Raw genomic sequence first — 23,236 nt, 5'->3', positions numbered from 1 at the left:
CGATTCTATGCGCCCATCGCCCCCGCCCGCGCATCGGCCCTCGTCGCCGGGTCCTCGCCGGCGAACCCGCGCGTATCGGATCCGCTCCCGTCGAGAACGTCCGCGATCCGGGCCAGCGCCGCCTCACCCGCCATCGCCCAGTGCGTGGCGGGAATGCCGTGCCGGTGGACCGTGCCGTCGACGGCGGTGGCCCAACTCGCCGCGCCGCGCGAACCGCTCGGATCGTCGACGGTGGCGGCGAAGTAGACGAGGTCGCCGCCGAAGCGACGTGGCCGGTATTCGTCGACCATCCGCATCGAGGCCGTGGCAGCGTCGATGATGCGGGCGATGCGGTCGCGATCGAGTGCCGCCAGTGGTCCGCCGATACCCGCGGCCGCGGCGGCGAGACCGTCGGTGTCGAACGCGAGATCGTCACCGGCGAGCCCGCCGAGCAGGTCGCCGACGGTGGGCATCGGAGTCTGTTCCGGTCCGTCGCCGAGCCAGCTGTCCATCATGGCCAGCTGTGCCACCTGTTCGCCGTCGGCTTGCAGGCCGGTGGCGACGGCGTGGGCCAGCAGCCCGCCCAGCGACCAGCCGAGCAGGTGGTACGGCCCTTCCGGCTGCACCTCGCGGATGGCGGCGATGTAGCGGCGCGCCCAGTCCTCGATCGTCGCGGGCAGCGGTTCGCCGGCGGTGAGCGCGGGCGACTGCAACCCGTAGATCGGGCGCTGCGGGTCGAGATGGCGGGTCAGGCCGGCGAACGACCAGGACACACCGCCGACGGGGTGGATGCAGAACAGCGGCGCGCCGCTGCCGCCCGCGCGCAGCGGGAGCAGGACCGCGAACGCGTCATCGCCCGAATCATCGTCGGCGCGTAGCCGTTCCACGACGACCGCGGGCGTGGGGTCGGTGAAGAACCACGCCACCGGCACCGGGCTGCCCAGTGCTTCGCTCAGTCGAGACGACAGCTGGACCGCGGTGAGGGAGTTGCCGCCGAGGTCGAAGAAGTTGTCGTCCATGCCGATGCGGTCGAGTCCGAGTACCCGGGCGAACGCGCCCGCGACGAGCTGCTCGGTCCCGGTGATCGGCGCCCGATAGGTCGCTTGGCGCAGTTCCGGGCGCGGCAGTGCGCCGCGGTCGAGTTTGCCGGAGGTGTTGACCGGCAACGCGTCCAGCTCGAGTACCACGGAGGGCACCAGGTAGCCGGGTAGTTCCGTGGCCAGCGCCGTCCGTAGCACCGCGGTGTCGAATACCGAGCTACCCTGTGCCATCGCGGAATCGGCCGCCGCGCCCACTCGGGCACCGGGGCCGGCGCCGACGGCAGTGGCACCGTCGGACTCCTGGTTTCGCGACGCCACCACGTAGGCGACAAGCCGATCTGCGCCGACCCCGGACACCACGGCGGCCGCGGCCTGCGCCACCCCCGGCTGCCGCTGCAGCGCGGCTTCTACCTCACCGAGTTCGATGCGCTGGCCGTTGAGCTTCACCTGCAGGTCGGCACGCCCGACGTATTCCAGTGCCGGAGTGCCGTTTCCCCGCAGGCGAACGAGATCGCCGGTGCGATACATCCGAGCACCGGACACACCGAACGGGTCCGGGACGAACCGCTCAGCGGTGAGTTCGGCGGCCCCGATGTACCCGTGTGCGAGTTGCGCGCCACCGACATACAGCTCGCCGGTCACCCCCGGCGGCACCGGGCGCATCCTGGCGTCGAGCACGTAGAGCCCCGAATTCCACACCGGCGCACCGATCGGCACCGTGACGACATCGTCATCGGTCACCCGGTGCGCACTCACCTGCACCGTGGTCTCGGTCGGCCCGTAGAGGTTCACCACCTGCGCGCCGGTCAGCGCACGCACCTGCTGTGCCAGCGCGGCGGGCAAGGCCTCGCCACCCGCGAACACCCGCCGCAGCGTCGCACCCGCGAGATTGTTGCCCGCGGCGGCCGCCTCCTGCACATGCGCCACATAGGCCGCGAGCAGTGTCGGGGCGAATTGCACTGTGTCGATGTGCTGTTCGGCGATCAGTGCGGCCAGGTAGGCCGGGTCCCCGTGCCCACCGGGCCGGGCGATGACAGTGCGGGCGCCCACCCGCTGCGGCAGCAACAGCTCCCAGATCGAGGCGTCGAAGGTGATCGGCGTCTTGTGCAGCACGGTGTCACCGGCGGCGAACCCGAACTGCTGTGCCAGCCAATCGAGCTGGTGGACGACCGCGCGATGCGGAACACCGACGCCCTTGGGCAGACCGGTCGAGCCGGACGTGAAGATCACGTACGCGGTGTGCTCGGGGAGCAACGGCGACACCCGCTCGGCATCGGCGATCGGCTCCGCCGGGAAATCCGCGAGATCGACGGTGTCCAGCGTGATCACCTCGTGCCCGCGCAGCGGGAGGTCCGTGGCATCCCCGCTGGTGGTCAGCACGCAGACCGGCTGGGCGATCCGCAGGACGCGGGTGATCCGCTCCGCCGGATGATCCGGATCGATCGGCACGTAGGTGCCACCCGCCGCCAGCACCGCGTACACGCCGACCAGCAACTCGGCCGAGCGCCGAACTCCGACCGCCACCGCGTGATCCGGCCCGACACCGTGTTCGATCAGATGGCGCGCGAGCCGGTTCACCCGAGCCGCGAATTCGGCGTAGGTGACAACGATGTCACCGTCGATGAGCGCGACAGTGTCCGGTGTCGCCGCGGCTCGGCGATCGAACGCTGTCGGCAGAACGCCGATCGCGCCGGCGTGAGCGACATCGCCCGACAGCGACCGCGCATCCGAGGTCGCCGCGACCCGCCACGCATCGACGGCCGGATGCGCGGTGTCGCACCAGTTCTCGAGCATCCGGCGGTCGCCGTCGGTGAGCAGGTCGATATCGCCGACCGCCCCATCCGGGTTCGCCGTGACCGCGTCGAGGATTCGCACATAGCCGTCGGCGATGCGTGCGGCCGTCTCGGCGTCGAACAGGTCGGTGGCGTAGGTCAGGCTCACCGCGCAACCACCGTCGGCGGTGTCGGCGAGGACCAGGTCCAGGTCGAACTTGGCGATGGCGGCGTCGGCGTCCAGTCCGGTCACGGTGAGGCCGGGCAGGACCACCTCGACCGGGCTCGCGGCCAGGTTCTGGAAGGCCAGCATCACCTGGAACAGCGGGCTGTGCGCGGTCGAGCGGGTCGGGTCGAGGACGTCGACGAGCCGTTCGAACGGCACCTGGGCGTTCTCGAAGGCATCCAGATCCACCCGCCGGGTCTCGCGCAGCAGCGAGCTGAACGAGGCGGCGGGGTCGACACCGGTACGCAGCACCAGCGTGTTGACGAACATGCCGACGAGATCGTCGAGGGCCTGCTCACCGCGACCCGCCACCGGGGTGCCGATCGCGATGTCGCCGGCGCCACCGAGTCGCGCGAGCAACGCGGCCAGCGCGGCGTGGGCAACCATGAACTCGCTCACGTCGGCGCGACGCGCCAACCGCGCCACCCGCTGCCACACCGGCTGCGGCACCACAGTGTCGACGCTCGCGCCACGATGCGACGCGACAGCGGGCCGCGGCCGGTCGGTGGGCAGTTCGAGCGGCCCGGGCAGCCCGGCCAGCTCGGTGCGCCAGAATCGCAGCTGCCGTGCGGCGACCGACTCGGCATCGTCTTCGCTGCCCAGCACCGCACGCTGCCACAGCGTGTAATCGGCGTACTGCACCGGCAGCGGCGCCCATCCGGGATCGCTGCCCGCGCGACGGGCGAGGTAGGCGGCGGTGGTGTCACGCAGGAGCGGCCCGGCGGAGAACCCGTCGGCGCTGATGTGATGGATCACCACGACCAACACGACTTCGTCCGCCGCACAGCGCAATACCCGCACCCGCACCGGCGGCGCGACGGTGACATCGAATCCGCGCCCGATCTCGGCCGCGACGATCGCCGGTACCGCGATGGGGTCCACGGTCTCCACCACCGGCGTCGGCACGAACTCCCACACCGCCTGGTGCCCGATCCCGTCGACGGCAGGGTAGGCCGTGCGCAGCACCTCGTGCCGGTCGAGCACATCGGTGACCGCGGCGGCCAGCGCGCCCGCATCGACATCGCCGGTGAGCCGCACCGCGATCGGGATGTTGTACGCGGCGGACTCGGGGTCGAGGCGGTTGAGCAGCCACATGCGCTGCTGGGCGGCAGACAGCGGTATCCGGGCCGGTCGTTCGCCGGATGTCAACGCGATCCCCGCACCGCTGCCGGCCGTGGTCGCGAGCGCGGCGGCCAAGTCGGCCACGGTGGTCGCTTCGAACAGGGTCCGCACGGGCACCCGCGTCGACAATACCGCGCCGAGGCGGGCGGCGACCCTGGTCGCGATGAGGGAATTGCCGCCGAGTTCGAAGAAGTCGTCGTCGAGCCCGACCCGCTCGCGCCCGAGCACGTCACCGAACACCTCGGCCACCGCCCGCTGCGCCGTGCTGACCGGCGCCCGGAACGGCCTGGCCACGAATTCCGGTGCGGGCAGCGCCTTGCGGTCGAGCTTGCCGGAGGTGTTGAGCGGGAACGCGTCGAGCACCACGATCACCGACGGCACCATGTAGGACGGCAGCACCGCGCCGACGCCCGACCGCAGGGCGGCCGGATCCAGTGCGACGCCCGGCGTCGGCACGACATAGCCGACGAGCTGGTCACCGGTCGCACTCGCCGAGACCACCGCCGCGGCCTGACCGACCCCGGCCAGACCACCGAGCGCGGTTTCGATCTCCCCGAGCTCGATGCGCTGACCACGGAACTTCACCTGGAAGTCGATGCGCGCCAGATAGACCAGCACACCGTCGCGAGTCCACTTCACCAGGTCTCCGGTGCGATACATGCGCGCGCCCCGGGGACCGTGGTCGCGGCCGTCACCGACGGCATGCGCGGCGAGACCCGAGTCCGCGCCGACGCGAGTGTCCGCACCGACGAACGGGTCGGCGACGAATCTGTCCGCCGTGAGGTCGGCGCGGCCGAGGTACCCGCGAGCGAGCTGTTCCCCCGCCAGATACAGCTCACCGGCGACCCCCGGGGCGACCGGGCGCAGTCGTTCGTCGAGCACGTACACGCGCGAATTCCATGCGGGCACACCGATGGGCACCGTCTGCCCGGTCGCACCGTCGGCGGGCCACGCCGTCACCGACACGGCAGCCTCGGTCGGCCCGTACAGGTTGTGCACCGCCGCGGGCGATTTCGCACGCAGCGTGCCGACCGTCTCCGGGGTGAGCGCTTCACCGATCGCGAGGACGAGCCGCAGACTCGTCAGCTGCTGGGCGTCGGCGTGCGCGGCGAACATCGCAAGCATCGACGGCACGAAGTCGACGACGGTGATCCGCCACGCGGCCACCAGTTCGGCGAGGTACTGCGGGTCGCGGTGACCGTCCGGGGTAGCGAGCACCAGGGTCGCGCCCGCCGCGAGCGGTGCGAAGAAGCCCCAGACCGACAAGTCGAACCCGGCCACGGACTTCTGCAGGTACACATCGTCGCTGTCGATCTGGTACTGCTCGATCAGCCAGGCGATCTGATTGCGAACTCCGGCACGACTCATCGCCACGCCCTTGGGCTTGCCCGTCGAGCCGGAGGTGAACAGCACGTAGGCGAGGTTCGAATCCCGCACAGGGGCGAGAAGTTCGGACTCGGCGACCGGATGACCAGGGTAGCGGGCGGTGTCGACGTCATCGAGCGCTACAACCCTGGTCGGCCGGACAGCCGGTGCCTGCCTGTCGAATTCGGCTGCGACGGTGGTGAGGACGAGGTGTGGCCGCGCGGTGTCGAGGATCTGGGCGATCCGTTCGGCCGGGTGGTCCGGGTCGATCGGCACATAGGCGCCGCCCGCGGACAGGACCGCGTACAGGGCGACGACGAGTTCGGTGGAGCGCCGGATGGCGAGCCCCACCAGTGTGTCGGGGCCGACACCTTCCTCGATCAGGTACCGGGCCAGGCGGTTGATCTGAATATCGAGTTCGGCGTAGGTCAGGGCCGTGTCCTCGAACACGAGAGCTGTCGCGTCGGGGGTCGCCCGAACCCGCGCACGGAACGGGGTGAGTAGCGTGGCGGCGCTGTCGATCTCGTGGGTGGTGGCATTCCACTCGGTGAGGATGCGGGTGCGCTCGACCGGTTCGAGCACCTCGACGGAATCCAGCGGTGTGCGCGGCGAGGCGGCGACAGCGGTGAGCAGGCGTTCGAGCCGTCCGGCGATCGCCACCGCGGTCTCGGTGTCGAACACGTCGTGGGCGTAGGTGAGGACGCCGGTGACGCCCGCGGCCGCGCCGTCGCCCGCGTACTCGTCGCTGACGATGAGGTGCAGATCGAACTGCGACAGCTCGTTCTCGGTGTCCAGCCCCGACACGGTGATCCCGGGCAGGGCCAGCTCGGCACGCTCGAAGTTCTGGAACGAGAAGCCGACCTGGAACAGCGGATGCCGGGCGGTGGAGCGGGTCGGATCGAGCACCTCGACGAGACGTTCGAACGGCACCTCGGCATGGGCGTAGACGGCGAGGTCGGTCGCGCGCTGGCGAATCAGCAACTGCTGGAACGACTCTCCCGCCCGCAGGCGGGTCCGGAAGACCAGCGTGTTCACGAACATGCCGATCAGGTCCTCGAGTGCGGCCTCGCCGCGCCCGGCGACCGGGGTGCCGACGGTGATGTCCGCACTGCCCGAGAGGCGACCGAGCAGCGCCGCGAACGCGGTGTGCACGACCATGAACAGCGTTGCTCCGGACTCCCTGGCCAGCGCGCCGAGCCGGGCGTGGGTGCCCGCGTCCAGGGTCACCGGCACGGTCCCACCGGCGAGGGTCCGCACCGCCGGGCGCGGGCGGTCCAGCGGCAACGCGAGCTCATCGGGGAGGTCGGCGAGTTCGCCGCGCCAGAAGTCGAGCTGGCGGGCGGCCACCGAGTCGGGATCGGCTTCGTCGCCGAGCAGCGCGCGCTGCCACAGCGCGTAGTCGGCGTACTGCACCGGCAGCGGCGTCCACCGCGGTGCCGCACCGTCGCGTCGTGCGAGGTAGGCGGTCATCAGGTCGCGCACCAGAGGCGGCATCGACGAACCGTCGGCGCTGATGTGGTGCACGACCATGGCGAGCACAGCCTCGTCGGCGCTGATCCGATACAGCACCACCCGCCACGGCACACCCGCCGTGACATCGAAGGCGGTGGCGGCCAGCGCCGTCACGGCAGCCACGACCTCCGCGGGCGCGAGGTACTGAACCCGCAGAGCCACACCGGCTTCGGCGGCGGACAGGATCTGCTGTACCGGACCTTCGGCGGTCTCGGGGTAATAGGTGCGCAGTACTTCGTGCCGGCCGATGAGATCGTCCACCGCGGCGGCGAGCGCGTCGAGATCGAGCGCGCCACCGAGTCGCACCGCGATCGGCACGTTGTAGCCGGCCGAATCCGGATCGAACCGGTTGAGGAACCACATGCGCTGCTGGGCGGGCGACAGCGGGATCGAAGCGGGCCGCTCCCCCGCCACCAGCGCCAGTCGCGCCGCGCCGCGCTCGGCGTCGAGCGCGGCCGCCAACGCGGCCACCACCGGCGTCTCGAAGATCCGCGCCACGGGCACCTGCCGGTTCAACGCCGCCCCGAGCCGCGCCGCGACCCGGGTCGCGATCAGCGAGTTGCCGCCCAGATCGAAGAAATCGTCCTCGGCACCGACCAGTTCGACACCGAGCACCTCGGCGACGACCCCGGCCACCAACTGCTCCGACGGCGTGGCCGGAGCACGGAATTCACGAGCGACCAGCTCGGGCGCGGGCAGCGCCCGCCGATCGAGCTTGCCCGAGGAATTGACCGGGAACTCAGGGAGCACGACGAACGCGCTCGGCACCATGTAGGCCGGAAGTGCCTGCTGAAGCGCGGTTTTCACCACGTCGAGATCCAGCCCCGGGACACCGAGCAGGTAGGCGGTGAGGTAGTCGCCGGTGCCGTCGTCACGGACGGTGACCACCGCCCGTTCGATGATGTCGAGACCGGTGAGAACTGCCTCGATTTCACCGAGTTCGATGCGCAGGCCGCGCAGTTTCACCTGGAAGTCGGTGCGGCCCAGGTATTCCAGTTCACCCGAGCGAGTGCGGACCACGAGGTCGCCGGTGCGGTACATGCGGTCGCCGGGGGCGCCGAGGGGGTTGGCGACGAAGCGGTCGGCGGACAGGTCCGGTCGGGCGAGGTAGCCGCGGGCCAGTTGGACGCCGGCTAGATACAGCTCACCCGGTGTGCCGACGGGAACGGGCCGCAAACGGGTATCGAGCACGTGCAGGGCGGTGTTGGCGACCGGGGCACCGATCGGCACCGTAACCGTGTCGGTGTCGGTGACCTCGTGGAAGCTCACGTCGACCGCGGCCTCGGTGGGTCCGTACAGATTGTGCACGGCGACACCGGGAACCAGCGCGCGCAGGCGCTGGGCGTCGGCCGCGGGCAGCGCCTCACCGGAGGCGAACACCTGCCGCAGCGAAACACAGTCGGCGGCACGCGGTTCGGCGAGGAACGCCGCCAGCATCGACGGCACGAAGTGCGCGACGCCGACACCGGTGCGGGTGATGACCTCGGCCAGGTAGGCGGGGTCACGGTGCCCGTCGGGCCGCGCGATCACCAAGGCGGCACCGATCTGCAAGGGCCAGAACAGTTCCCACACCGAGACATCGAAGGTGATCGGCGTCTTCTGCAGCACGGTGTCGGCCGCGTCGAGCCGGTAGGCATCCTGCATCCACACCAGGCGATTCACGATCGCGGTATGGGTAACCGCGACACCCTTGGGCTTCCCGGTCGAGCCGGACGTGAACAGCACATACGCCAGGTCCGCTGCACGCAATGGCCGGATCCGGTCGGCATCGGTCACCGGGTCGACAGCGAACCCGGACAGGTCGAGCGTGCCGGGCTCGACAAGACGAATGCCGGTCTCGGTGCCGGATTCGGACGCCTGCGTAGCGGATTCGACCGACCGGCTGTCGGGCTCGACGTGCGCGGCGGTGCGAGCGCCGGTTTCGGGGAAATCGGCGGCGGCCAGCACACACACCGGGGCCGCGGTCGCCAGGACGTCGGCGATCCGGTCGGCCGGGTGGTCCGGATCCAGCGGCAGATAGGCGGCGCCAGCAGCCTGGACCGCGTAGAGGGCAACCAGGAGATCGATGCCGCGCCGCAGCCCGACACCGACGACCGCGCCGGGACCGACCTGCTCGGCGATCAGCCAACGCGCCAGGCGGGCGACACGAATCGCGAACTCGCCATAGGTGATCCGCTGCCCCTCGAACTCCAGGGCGATCGCGTCGGGGGTCCGCGCGGCCTGCGCGGCGAACATCGAGACCAGCGTCGCGCCGGCGTCGAGCGGGGCGGCGGTGTCGTTCCACGCCGCGAGCTGGGCGGACTCGGCGGCATCCAGCAGATCGATCTCGCCGACCGCGATGCTGTCGTCGGCGACGACCGCGCTCAGCACCCGCACGAACCGCGCACCGAACGACGCCACCGTGTCGGCGTCGAACAGATCGGTGGCGTAGCGCAACCACCCGCGCATGCCGGGTTCGCCTGTGGCGCCGATGATCTCGTTGATCGCCAGCGACAGATCGAACTGGGTGGTCGCCGCGTCCAGAGCGAACTCGTCGATCCGCAGCCCGGGCAGCTCGATGATGGTGTCCTCGCGATGCTCGAACGCGAGCATCACCTGCACGATCGGCGAATACGCCGTGGAGCGCACCGGATTCAGCTCGTCGACGAGTTGCTCGAACGGCAGGTCGGCGTGTGCGAAGGCGCGCAGATCAGCGGCCCGCACCTCGGCCAGTAGTTCACCGAACCCGGCACCGGAATCGACCGCGGTCCGCAACACGAGGGTGTTGACGAACATGCCGACCAGGTCGTCGAGCGCGGCATCGGCCCGCCCGGCGACCGGCGTGCCGACGAGCACATCCGCGCCGCCGCCCTGACGGGACAGCAGCACCGCGAACGCCGCGTGCACCACCATGAAGGTGGACACCCCGTGGCGGCGGGCCAGCGCCTCGATCCCCGCCACGACATCGGTGGGCACCTCGAACCCGACGGCTCCACCCGCACCCGTGCGGACGGTGGGCCGAGGCCGATCCGTCGCCAGTTCGAGAACCGGTGCGATCCCGGCCAATTCGTCACGCCAGTGCGCCGACTGTCGCGCCAGCCGCGACTGCGGGTCGGCCGCGTCGCCGAGCACGGCACGCTGCCACAGGGTGAAGTCCGGATACTGCACCGGCAACGGCTCCCATACCGGAGCGATCCCCGCGGCGCGCGCGGCATAGGCGGCGACGAGGTCCCGCGCCAGCGGCGTCGTCGACACACCATCGGCGGCGATGTGATGCACGGCGAGCACCAGCACGTGCTCTGGCTCCCGCGAACCCACGGAATTCACGGCCGCGAGACGCGGCGTGGCATCGCCGGCCACGGGTCGGCGGTCCACAGTTTCGACCCGCGTTTCGCGGCGCAGCAGCGCGGCGCGCAGAGGCGACTGAGTGGTCAGGTCGTAACCCTGGCCGATGATCGAGCGCACCGCAGCAACCAGCTCACCCTCGGCCACCTCGCGCACGACGGCAGCGGGCAGCACCGCGTCGGTGGGAAGGACCACCTGGGTCGGGCCGTCGGCGTCCTCGGGAAAAATGGTGCGCAGTGATTCGTGTCGGTCGAGGACATCGGCCAGCGCCGCCCACAGGGCGCCGGTGTCGAGGTCGCCGGTCAGACGCAACGCGATCGGCAGCGTGTAGACGGCCGATTCGGGATCGATCCGGTTCAGCAACCACAGGCGAGTCTGAGCCAGCGACAACGGGATTCGGTCCGGGCGCGGTCGCACCACGGTCAGCGGCGGCGACTGCTCGTGGCCGACGCCCGCACGCTCGGCGAGTCCGGCGACGGTCGGGGCGTCGAACACATCGCGCACGTCCAGCGCACTGCCGAGGGCCGCATTGGCCCGGGCGACCAGACGCATGGCGAGCAGCGAGTTACCGCCGACAGCGAAGAAGTCGTCGTTGGCGCCGATGCGCGCCAGCCCGAGCAATTCGCCGATCACACCGGCGAGCGCGGTCTGCGCACCCGGTCGCGGCGCCACGTATTCGGTGGTGACGGACAGGTCGGCGGCGGGCAGCGCGGCCCGATCCAGTTTGCCCGCCGAGTTGAGCGGCACGGTGTCGAGCACGACCAGGTGCGAGGGCACCATGTACGCGGGCACCCGGCCCGCGACGTGGGCACGCACCGCCACGCTGTCCACCTCCCCCGCCACATACCCGACCAGACACTGCCGACCGGCATCGTCGGTGGCGGGCAGCACGGTCGCGTGGGTGACGCCGGGTGCGTCGCCGAGCGCGGCCTCGACCTCGCCCAGCTCGATCCGCAGTCCACGGATCTTCACCTGGAAATCGTTGCGGCCCAAGTAGACCAGCGCACCGTCGCGATCGCGGCGGACGAGGTCACCCGTGCGGTACATGCGGGTTCCGTCGGCCCCGAACGGGTCGGCGACGAAGCGGTCGGCGGTCAGGTCCGGCCTGCCGAGGTAGCCGCGGGCCAGCTGGTCACCCGCGAGATACAGCTCGCCCGCGACACCGCCGGGCACCGGGTGCAGGCGCTCGTCGAGGACGTAGGCGCGCACGTTCCAGGTCGGCCTGCCGATGGGCAGCTCGGTCTGCTCGACCGGCGCGGTGATCCGCTGGAACGTGCTGGTGATCGCCACTTCGGTGGGGCCGTAGGTGTTGTGCAGTTCGCCGGGGATCGTGGCGAGGACGGTGGCCGCCAGTGGCGCGGGCAGTTCCTCGCCACCCACGTGCAGCATGCGCAGCCCGCTCAGCGCGTCGCCGAGCCCTTCGGCGAGCATCGCGGCCAGCACCGACGGCACGATCTCCATGATGGTGACGCCCTGCTCGCGCACCACTGTCGCCTGATATTGCAGGTCGAGGTGACCGCCCGGGCGCAGCAGCACCAGCGGGGCGCCGAGCAGCGCGGGGGCCAGCAGTTCCCAGAGCGAGACGTCGAAGGTGAGGGGCGCGCGCTGCAGGAAGCGATCAGCTGATGTCATGTCGTATTCGCCACGCAGCCAGCAGATCTCGTTGACCACGGCGCGGTGCGAGATCAGCACGCCCTTCGGCGTACCGGTGGAGCCGGACGTGAACAGCACGTACGCCGGGTGCTCGGGATGCAGCGGCGCCAGGCGTTCGAGGTCGGTGACCGGGCCGGCTGCCACAGTGTCCTGCGCTACGTCCTCGAGCTGGCCGACGGTGAGGACCGGGACCCCGGATCGCGACGCGGCGGCGAAATGCACCGAGGCCGTGGCGGATCGGATGCCGCTGTCCACATGGTCGAGGTCACCGGCCGCCGCGACGACGACGAGTCGCGGGGTCGCGGTCGCCAGCACCTGCCCGATGCGTTCGGCGGGCTGGCCCGCATCGATCGGCACGTACACGCCACCGGCGGCGAGTACACCGTGCAGCACCACCAGCAGTTCGATGCTGCGCGGAACAGCGACGGCCACCGGTGTTTCCGGCCCGACACCGCAGTCGATCAACCTGCGCGCCACCCGGTTCGCCCTGGCAGCGAGCGCGCCGTAGGTGATCTCGGCACCTTCGAAGATCGCCGCCACGGCGTGTGGCGCTCGCGCGGCCGCGGCATCGAGCAGGTGGGCGGCGAGCGGGGCGCGCAGGCCCAGGTCCGCGAGTGCGCGGTCGAGCGGCACCACGTCTCCGTGGTGCAGCGCCGGCAGTGTGGCCGCGGCGGGGTCGGCGAGCAAGGCGAGGTCGCCGACCGCGGTGCCGGGGGCGCTGACCGCGTCCCGCAGCACCCGATCGAGCATCCCGACCATGGTCGCGACGGTGTCGGCGTCGAACAGATCGGTGGCGTAGCGCAGTTCGAGGTCGAGACCGTCGGGCGCACCGTCGGGCGCGAAACGGTCGACGAAGGTGAAGTCCAGATCCACTTCGATCGGCGCATCCGGCAGGGTCAGCCCCGACAGCGTCAGGCCCGGCAATTCGAAGGCGGTCCTGCGCTGGTTCTGCAACGCCAGGGAGACCTGGTACAGCGGTGAATACCCCTGTGAGCGCGCCGGATTCAATGCGTCGACGAGGCTCTCGAACGGCACGTCGGCATTGTCGAAGGCATCGAGATCGCCGGCACGGACCTCGTCGAGGAAGTCGCTGAAACGCGCGCCCGCGCGCACCTGCGCACGGAGCACGAGCGTGTTGACGAACATGCCGACGATGTCGTCGAGTTCGCGATGCCCGCGCCCGGCCACGGGTGTGCCGACGACGACGTCGGCACCGGCCGAGAGCCGCGCGAGCAGCACCGAGAGGCCCGCGTGCAGCACCATGAACGGAGTGGCGCGGTGCGCACGAGCCAGCTCCTCGATCCCGCGATGCAAGTCGGCGCCGAGGGCGGTGGTGAAGGTGGCGCCCCGGTTGGAGGCGATCAGCGGCCTGCGCCGGTCGGCGGGCAGCGTCAGGACATCGGGCAATCCCGCGAGCCGGCGCGTCCAGTAGTCGAGCTGGCGGGCCAGCGGCGCGTCCGGGTCGTCGGCACTGCCGAGCCCCTCGGTCTGCCACAGCGCGTAGTCGGCGTAGTGCACAGCCAGCGCGGGCAGCCGGGGCTGCGCACCCGCCGCACGGGCGGCGTAGGCGGCCACCAGATCCCGGGTCAGCGGCCCCATCGACCAGCCGTCGGCCGCGATGTGATGCACAACGAGCACCAGCACGTGTTCGGTCGCCGCTACCCGCAGCAGTGCGGCGCGCACCGGCACCTCGCGGGTGATGTCGAAACCGCCGGCGAGGACCGACACCACCGTCGCGGGCACGTCATCCGCAGCCACGTCGACGACGGCGAGCTCGGGCACGAACGCCGGACCGACGAGTTGTGTCGCCTGCCCGTCGAATTCGGGATAGGTGGTGCGCAATGTCTCGTGCCGGGCGATCAGATCGCCCAGGGCGCCGCGCAGCGCGGTCGTATCCAGCTCGCCGCTGAGCCGGATCGCGACCGGGATGTGGTACGCGGCGGAGTCCGGATCGAAGCGGTGCAGGAACCACATCCGCTGCTGGGCGGGCGAGAGCGGGATCCGCTGCGGCCGTTGGCCCGCCACCGGTCCACGCCTGCTGCCGGTGCCGCGCAGCGCGTCCAGCCGCACGGCGAGTCCGTCGACGGTGCTCGCCTCGAACAGCTCGCGCACCGGTACCCGCGCATCCAGCGCGGCACCGAGCCGGGCCGCCACCTGGGTCGCCAGCAGCGAGTTGCCCCCGAGGGCGAAGAAGTCGTCGCCCGCACCGACCCGGTCGAGGTCGAGCACCCCGGCGAACGTCGCGGCGACGATCCGCTCGGTGGCGGTGGCGGGCTCGCGGTAGTCGAGCTGCCGCGACTCCGGCGCGGGGAGTGCCCGGCGATCGAGCTTGCCGGAAGCATTCACGGGCAACTCGTCGAGGAAGACGTAGGCACCCGGGACCATGTAGGAGGGCAGGGTCGCCGCGATCGCTGCGTCGAAGTCGGCGGTGGTGGGCGCCGCCGACGAGTCGGGTCGCGGAACAGCCGGCGCGACGTCGACAGCACGGACCGCGTCGCCTCCCGTGGAATCGGCGCCGCCGGCGATGGGGCCGAAGTCGCCGACGACGACCTCGGGTGTCTCGGCAGCACGGACGACGTAGGCGACGAGCTGATCGGTCCGGCCTTCGTCCGAGCGAACCAGGACGGCGACGCGGCTGACGCCGGGAACCGAGGCGATCGCGGCTTCGATTTCGGCCGGTTCGATGCGCAGACCGCGCAGTTTCACCTGCAAGTCGGTGCGGCCGAGGTAATGCAGCGCCGGACCGTCGGCGCCGGTGCGCCAGGTGACCAGATCGCCGGTGCGGTACAGGCGCTCGCCCGCGCCGAAGGGGTCGGCGACGAAACGTTCGGCGGTGAGCTCGGTACGGCCGTGATAGCCGTCGGCGAGCTGCGCGCCCGCCACGTACAGCTCGCCCGGAACACCCGCGGGAACGGGACGCAGGCGCGAATCCAGCACGTACACACGGGTATCGGCGACCGGTGCGCCGATCGGCACCGTGGCGCCGAGTTCGTCACCGGCCTCGTGCGTGGTGACCTGGATGGCGGTTTCGGTCGGGCCGTACAGGTTGACCACCGTCGCGCCGGTCATCGCGCGCACCCGCCGCGCCAGGTCGGTCGTCAGCGCTTCACCGCCCGCGAAGACCAGTCGCAGCGAATCAGACTGCGCGGCAGCCGGTTCCGCCACGACCGCGGCGAGCACCGACGGTACGTACTGGACGACGCTCACCCGATGCCGCACGGTGGCTGCCGCCAGGTAGGCCGGATCGCGATGCCCGTCAGCGGTGGCGAGCACCAAGCGCGCCCCGGCGTGCAACGGCCACAGCAGTTCCCACACCGATGCGTCGAAGGTGAACGGCGTCTTCTGCAGCACCACGTCGTCGGCACCGAGCGGGTACTCCCGCTGCAACCACAGCAGCTGGTTCACCGCGGCCTTGTGCGGCACGGCCACACCTTTCGGCTTGCCGGTGGAACCCGACGTGAACAGCACATACGCGAGGTGCTCGGGACGCAGCGGCGCCACCCGCTCCCTATCGGTGATCGGCTCGCCGGACAGCTCCGACAGGTCGAGCACGTCGACCTCCACCACCGACTCGCCTACAGCCACACCGATTCCGGCAAGCGTCAGCACACAGACCGGTGCCGTCTGCGCCAGCACATACGCGGTCCGCTCGGCTGGATGATCCGGGTCCACCGGCACATAGGCCGCCCCGGCCACGAGCACGGCGTGCACCGCGACCAACTGCTCCACACCACGGCGCATCGCGACCGCGACCAGCGAGCCAGGGCCCGCTCCCAGCCCGATCAGATGACGTGCCAGTCGCGCGACTCGCACGCCGAACTCCACGTACGAAAGCTCCACTGCGGTCGTGGAATCAGCAGCACGCGGCGACACCTCGGGCACCACACCCCCGGCGCGGTGTGCGGCGATGGCATCGGCTGCCGCGTGTTCGAGCCGGGAAATCGCGCTCGAGGACGCCCCGATTCCGAGGGGCGCGCCATCGGTAACTACCCGAGCGCCGTTCTCGGCCGGCGCGTCATCGGCCGCGGTGGGGTCGGTGTCGACGACGACGGCGATCGCGTGGGGCGTCGCGGCGGCACGGTCGGCGAGCAGCGAGGCGAGAGTCGCGGCGTGGTCGCTCTCGGTGGCGGTGTCGTTCCACGTGGTCAGGATTCGGGTCCGCTCGGCGGCGTCGAGGAAGTCGAGGTCGCCGACAGGGCGGGCCGGGTCGGCGAGGACGGCCGTGAGGATGCGATCCAACCGGGTAGCGAACGCGGCGATGGTGGTGGCGTCGAACAGGTCGGTGGCGTAGAGGAAGGCACCGGAGATGCCGGTGGGAGTGCCGCTGTCGTCGCGGTGCTCGGTGAGAGTGAGCTCGAGGTCGAACTTGGCGATGCCGGTGGGCAGGTCGACACCGGCGACGGTGAGGCCGGGGAGGGCGAGTTCGCTCGGGGTGTCCTCGTTGACGGACAGCATCACCTGGAACAGGGGGTTGCGGGCAGTGGAGCGGACCGGGTCGAGGAGCTCGACCAAGCGCTCGAACGGCACGTCGGCGTGGCCGAAGGCGGCGAGGTCCTTGTCGCGGACCTGGGCGACCAGTTCGGTGAACGGGGTCGCGGGTGCCACCTCCGTGCGCAGGACGAGGGTGTTGACGAACATGCCGACGAGATCATCGAGCGCACGCGCACCGCGTCCCGACACCGGCGTGCCGATCGCGATGTCGGTGGTCGCCGACAACCGCGCCAGCAGCACCGCGAACACCGCGTGTACGGCCATGAACACCGTGATGCCCTGCGCACGGGCGAATTCCGCCAGTGCCCGATGGGTCGCGGCATCGATCTCGATGCCGTGCATCGCACCGCGCCGGGAGGCGAGCGCCGGACGGGTCCGGTCGGTGGGCAGTTCCAGCTGCTCGGGCACTCCCGCCAGCGCGTCACGCCAGAACGAGAGCTGCTTCGCCGCCACCGATTCCGGATCGGCCGCATCACCGAGCACCGCGTGCTGCCACACGGCGTAGTCGGCGTACTGCACCGGCAACGGCACCCAACCCGGGGCCGCACCGAGGGCCCGCGCGCTGTAGGCGGTGAGCACGTCCCGGATCAACGGCCCGAACGAGAAACCATCGGCGGCGATGTGATGCAACACGATGACCAGTACGTACTCAGCACCGGCGGACCCCGTCGAGTCCGCCGCTCCGGCATGCCCGTAGGCCCCGTCACGCTCACCCGATGCGCGATGCTCCAGCGCGGTGTCCGCGGCGACACGCAGCAGTGTCGCGCGGATCGGAGCATCGACGGTGAGGTCGAAGCCGGTGGAGGCGAAGGTCCGCACGGCGTCGGACAGGTCGGCCGCATCCACGATCCGCGGGTGGACCTCGGGCACGAGACCGGTCGCCGGAAGGATCTCGGCGATGGCGTTGCCGTCCAGTTCCGGGTATCGGGTGCGCAGGACCTCGTGCCGGTCCAGCACGTCGACGATCGCGGCCTGGAGTGCGGCGATGTCGAGCGCACCGGTGAGCCGGACGGCCAGCGGGATGTTGTCGGTGGCCGAGCCGGGATCGAAGCGGTTGAGGAACCACATGCGCTGCTGGGCAGGCGAGAGCGGGACGGTTTCGGGCCGGGGTCCCGCCACCAGCGCGGGGCCGGAGCCGGTGCCACGCAGACGGTCGGCGGCCGCGGCCAGCGTCAGTACCGTCGTGGTGTCGAAGAGCTGGCGGATGGGAATGCGCCTGTCGAGGTCGGTGCCGATGCGCGCCATCAACCGGGTCGCCAGGAGCGAGTTGCCGCCCAGATCGAAGAAGTCGTCGTCGCGGCCGACCCGGTCCAGTCCGAGGACCTCGGCGAACGCGGCGGCCACCACCTGCTCGGCCACCGTCTCCGGTGCCCGGTAAGCGGCGGTGTCGAAGACCGGTGCGGGCAGCGCGGCCCGATCGAGCTTGCCGACGGGGGTCAGCGGCACGGCATCGAGAGTGACGACCGCGGCGGGCACCATGTGCGAGGGCAGGTGTGCGGCGGTGTGCGCGATGAGGGTCGCGGCGTCGACCGTGGCACCGGCGACGGGCACGACATAGGAGACCAGCAGGGTGGCGCCCGCGTCGGTCCGGTGACCGACGGTGGCGGCGAAGTCGACCGTCCGATGGCGGGCCAGGACCGCGTCGATCTCGCCGAGTTCGATCCGGAAGCCGCGCACCTTCACCTGGAAGTCGTTGCGGCCCAAGTACTCCAGATCGAACGATCCTTCGCGCCGCACCCAGCGCACGGTGTCACCGGTGCGGTACATCCGCTCGCCGGGCGCGCCGAAGGGATTGGTGACGAACCGTCCCGCGGTCAGCGCGGGCCTGCGATGGTAGCCGCGCGCCAGCTGCGCACCAGCGATGTACAGCTCGCCGACTACCCCGGCGGGCACCGGCCGTAGCCGCTCGTCGAGCACCAGTTCGGTCGTGCCCTCCACCGGCGCGCCGAGCGTGATCGCCGTTGTCGCACTGAGTGGTTCGCTGATATTGGTGACGATGGTCGTCTCGGTCGGGCCGTAACCGTTGCGGAAGATCAGGCCCGGAATCGCGGCGGTCCACCGCGCCACCAGTTCCGGCGGGCACGCCTCGCCACCGACCACCACCATCCGCAGCTCGTCGAGCCCCTCCGGGTGCACCGTCGCCAGCGCCGACGGCGTGATGACCACATGGGTCACCCGCTCGGCCCGCAGCAACTCGCCCAGCTCCGCCCCACCGAACACCCCGGCGGGCGCGATGACCATCGTCGCCCCCTCGGTCACGGTCAGCAGCAGCTCGGCCACGGAGATGTCGAACGAGGGCGACGCCACGTGCAGCACGCGCGCATCGGCGCTGGCCAGGTACCGCCCGGCCTGCACGGGCAGATACGCCGCGACCGCACCGTGCGCGATCACCACGCCCTTGGGCAGCCCGGTGGTACCCGAGGTGTAGATCACGTACGCGGGATCCAACGGATCCACCGCTCGACCACCCGCGCCGCCATTCACCACACGGCCACCAGCTGCGCCGCCTGGCCGGGAATCGGCCACGGGGGCATCTGGAGAGGTCACGACGCCGCCGCAACCGGTCTCGGCTTCGACAGCGCTGATCGTCCTGTCACCGGGACGTGCGTATGCGCCCAGGTCTGCCCGCGCCGCATCGTCTGGCGTGGGTTCTGTGCCGTCGAGCACGAGCCAGTTCACGGTAGCCGGCAGATCCGACCGCACCGCCTCGATCGTGATACCCGCCGCCGCGCCGGAATCGGAGAGCATGTGGGCGATGCGGTCGGCGGGGTAGTTCGGGTCGACCGGGAGGAAACCCGCGCCGGACTTCACGACGGCCCAGATCGCGGTGATCGACTCGGCCGAACGCGGAATACTCACGGCGACAAGGTCACCCGTGCCGACGCCGAGATCGGCCAGACGGGCGGCCAGGTAGGTGGAGGCGGCGTCGAGCTCGCCATAGGTGAGGGTGCGGGCGCCGTCTCGGATGGCGATCGCGGTGGGGTCGGCGGCGGCGCGGGCGAGCACCTGCGGCAACAGCGGAGCGGGAGTCGACGGGCCGCCGGTGCGGGCGGTCAGCTCGGCGAGTTCGGTGTCGATCAGCAGCGGCAGGTCGGCGACGGGAGTCTGCGGGGCGGCGGCGATCGCGGCGAGCAGGCCGGTGAAGCGGGCCACCGTGCGCGTGACGGTCTGCTCGTCGAACAGATCTGTGGCGTAGGAGAATTCGCCGGACAGACCCATGTCCGCGGAATCACGCAGGGTCAGGGAGAGATCGAACTTCTCGATGTCATAGGGCAGGTCGACGGCGGCAGCGCGCAGACCGGGCAGCTCGAAGGTGGTCGGCGGCAGGTTCTGCAACGACAGTGCCACCTGGAACAGCGGGTGACGACCGGCGGAACGGGTCGGCGCGAGCACCTCGACGAGCCGCTCGAACGGCAGGGTGGTGTGGTCGAAGGCGGCCAGATCCCCGGTGCGGACGCGACCGAGCAGGTCGGCGAACGGCTCGCCGCCACGCACCTGGGTGCGCAGCACGGCGGTATTGACGAACATGCCGATGACGTCGTCGAGTTCGGCCGCACCGCGCCCGGCGACCGGCGTGCCGATCGCCACATCGGCATTGCCCGACAGGCGTGCGATCAGCACCGACAATGCCGCGTGCAGCACCATGAACAGGGTCGCACCCTGTTCCGCGGCAACCGCGTTCAGCGCCGCGACCACGTCGGCATCGAGCTCGAACGAGACCCGGCGCCCCCGCATCGACGCGGTGGCGGGGCGAGGGCGATCGGTCGGCAGGCCCGACTCGTCCGGCAGTCCGGCCAGCGAGTCACGCCAGAACGCGATCTCGCGCCCGGCCTGCGAGTCGGCGTCGTCCTCCGCGCCGAGGACAGCACGCTGCCACAGGGTGTAGTCGGCGTACTGCACCGGCAGCGGATTCCACTGCGGCGCCACACCTTCGGCACGCGCGTAGTAGGCGGTCATCGTGTCACGCACCAGCGGACCGGCCGACCAGCCGTCGGAGGCGATGTGATGCACCACCAGCACCAACACGTGATCACCGTCGACCTCGAACAGGCTCGCGCGCACCGGTGGCGCGGCCGTGACATCGAATCCGCGCAGAACAACGGCCGCCAACACGTCCGGAAGGTCCTCGGCGCCGATGCTGAGGGTATCGAGCAGCGTCGAAGACCCCGGCGCGACGCCGTCGGCGTGGTTGCTCGAAGACACTTCGGCCGCAAGCACTTCGAGCGCCTCGGCGACAGGAAGAACCCGCTGCGTCCCCACCCCGTCGACCTCGGGGTATACCGTGCGCAGCACCTCGTGCCGCGCGATCAGATCACCCACTGCCGCCCGCAACGCATCCCGGTCCAGCGCCCCCGTCAACCGCACCGCGATCGGGATGTTGTACGCCCCGGTCTCCGGATCGAACCGGTTGAGGAACCACATCCGCTGCTGCGCGGGCGAGAGCGGCAACACATCGGGACGCGGACCCGCGACGAGCGCGGGCCGATCATCGACCACCCCACCCTCGACCAGCTTCGCCAGTACGGCCACCGTCGGGCTGTCGAAGAAGTCGCGAACATCCACCCGCACACCGAAGTTCGCCTGCAACCGGCCGATGGCGCGGGTGGCGATCAGTGAGTTGCCCCCGAGGCGGAAGAAGTCGTCGTCCAAGCCGACCACGTCCACATCGAGCAGCTCGGCGAACAACGCGGCGACGGTGCGCTCGGTCGCCGTGCGCGGCTCCCGGAATTCGGCGGCCGACACCCGGAAGTCCGGCTCCGGCAACGCTTTCCGATCCAGCTTGCCGCTGGCATTGATCGGCATCGCGTCCAGCTGCACCAGCAGCGACGGCACCATGTACTCGGGCATCGACGACTTGGCGTGCTCGACGAGTTCGGCCTCGTCGAGCACCGCACCGTCGACGCTCACCACATAACCGACCAGCGCCTCACCGGCGGCATGGCGATGCAGCACCACCGCGGCGTTGCCGACGCGAGGGTGCGCGGCCAGCACGGCTTCGATCTCCCCCAGCTCGATCCGCAGACCACGCAGCTTCACCTGGAAGTCGGTGCGCCCCAGGTATTCCAGCTCACCGCGCGACTCCCGCACCAGGTCACCGGTGCGATACATGCGCTCACCGGGCACGCCGTACGGATTGGCGACGAACCGATCGGCGGTGAGCCCCGGCCGCGCCACGTACCCACGCGCCAGCTGGACACCCGCCAGATACAGCTCGCCGACCACCCCGACGGGTACTTGGTCGAGGTTCTCGTCGAGCACGAGCAGCCCGGTGTCGTCGGCGGGACCGCCGATCGGCACCGACACCTCATCGAGAGCGGTCACCTCGTGCGCGGTGACGTCGACGGCCGCCTCGGTGGGCCCGTACAGGTTGTGCAGCGCCGTCGCCGACAACGCGCGCAGCCTGGCGGCCGTGGCAGCGGGCAGCGCCTCACCGGAGGCGAACACCATCCGCAACGACGACAGATCGACCTCGGGGCCCACGTCACCGACGAACGCGGCCAGCATCGACGGCACGAAGTGCGTCACGGTGACCCGATGCTGCGCGATCAGCGCCGCCAGGTACGCCGGATCACCGTGGCGCCCCGGTTCGGCGACCACCAGCCGGGCGCCGATCTGCAAGGGCCAGAACAACTCCCACACCGACACATCGAAGGTGTAAGGCGTCTTCTGCACCACCACATCGGCCTCGGTCATGGGGTAGCGGCGCTGCCGCCAATCCAGGTTCGCCACGATCGCCCCGTGGGTGACCGCCACACCCTTCGGCCTGCCCGTGGAGCCGGACGTGAAGATGACGTAGGCCGTGTTGGCTGCCCGCACCCCGGACACCACCTCGCCGGGCGCCGCGTCCCAGTCGATGTCATCGGTGCGCAGCACCGCCGCGCCGTTCAGATCCGGCTCGTCGCCTGCCCGTGTCACGACCACCACCGGCCGCGCCACCTCGAGCACATAGTGCAACCGGTCCACCGGATGGTCGGGGTCCAGCGGCACGTACGCGCCGCCGGCCCGCACGATCGCGTGCACCGCGACGATCAGCTCGACACTGCGCCGCAGCGCCAACCCGACCAGCGTCTCCGGCCCGACGCCCGCCTCGACCAACCGCGCCGCCAGCACCCGCACTCTGGCATCGAATGCCGCATAGGTCAGCGTGACGTCACCGCACTGCACCGCGACAGCATCCGGCGTCCGCGCCACCTGCGCGGCGAACCGATCGACCAGCGTCGCCGCGGCCGCCACCTCCATCCCCAGCGCCGCCATCGCATCGCTCGCCAGCGAATCCAGCAGCACACCGAACGTTCCCTCGGCGGCATCGACCACGCCGGGGAACAGCTCGGCGAGCACCACCTGCACGAGCGTGTCCGCGTCCAGCGCCCCACCGGTGAGCTCGGCCATCAGCGTGAGCTGGGCGTCGAGATCGGCATAGGACACCGCGGTGCCGTCGAACTCGACCGCGATCCGTGCCGGATCCATCGCCGCGACCGTCGCCACCAGCGCTGCCAGCTGTTCTGTTTCCGCGCGCGCCGGAGTGGGGTTGGTCATCGCACACTGCCTTCCATTACCGGCCGCGGGTAACGCCACGCGGCCGCACAAACTCTCGGAACTCCCCGGCTCGAACCGGGGTGGGGTGGATCGGCGCGGGGGCGGCCAACCTCGGGCACCCTGCCCGAAATCCGCCCGCGCACACCGGATTCAGTGCGATCGGCTATGACACGATCGCGGCAATCCGGCTCGCCGCCACGCAACCAGCAATGACT

Annotated in this window: 1 protein-coding gene; it reads right to left on the bottom strand. The window is 70.9% G+C overall.

The features are described from left to right. Positions 1–5: 5 nt before the first annotated feature. Entirely contained in the window at positions 6–23,021 is a 23,016-nt protein-coding gene (locus ACFTS5_RS01295) for a non-ribosomal peptide synthase/polyketide synthase (RefSeq protein ID WP_378626543.1), read from the bottom strand. Between the last annotated feature and the right edge of the window lie 215 nt (positions 23,022–23,236).

The sequence above is a fragment of the Nocardia sp. NPDC056952 genome, from assembly GCF_042674185.1.
Taxonomy (GTDB): domain Bacteria; phylum Actinomycetota; class Actinomycetes; order Mycobacteriales; family Mycobacteriaceae; genus Nocardia.
The sequence above is the reverse complement of the archived record's forward strand: the minus strand, read 5'-3'. Positions and strand labels throughout refer to the sequence as shown.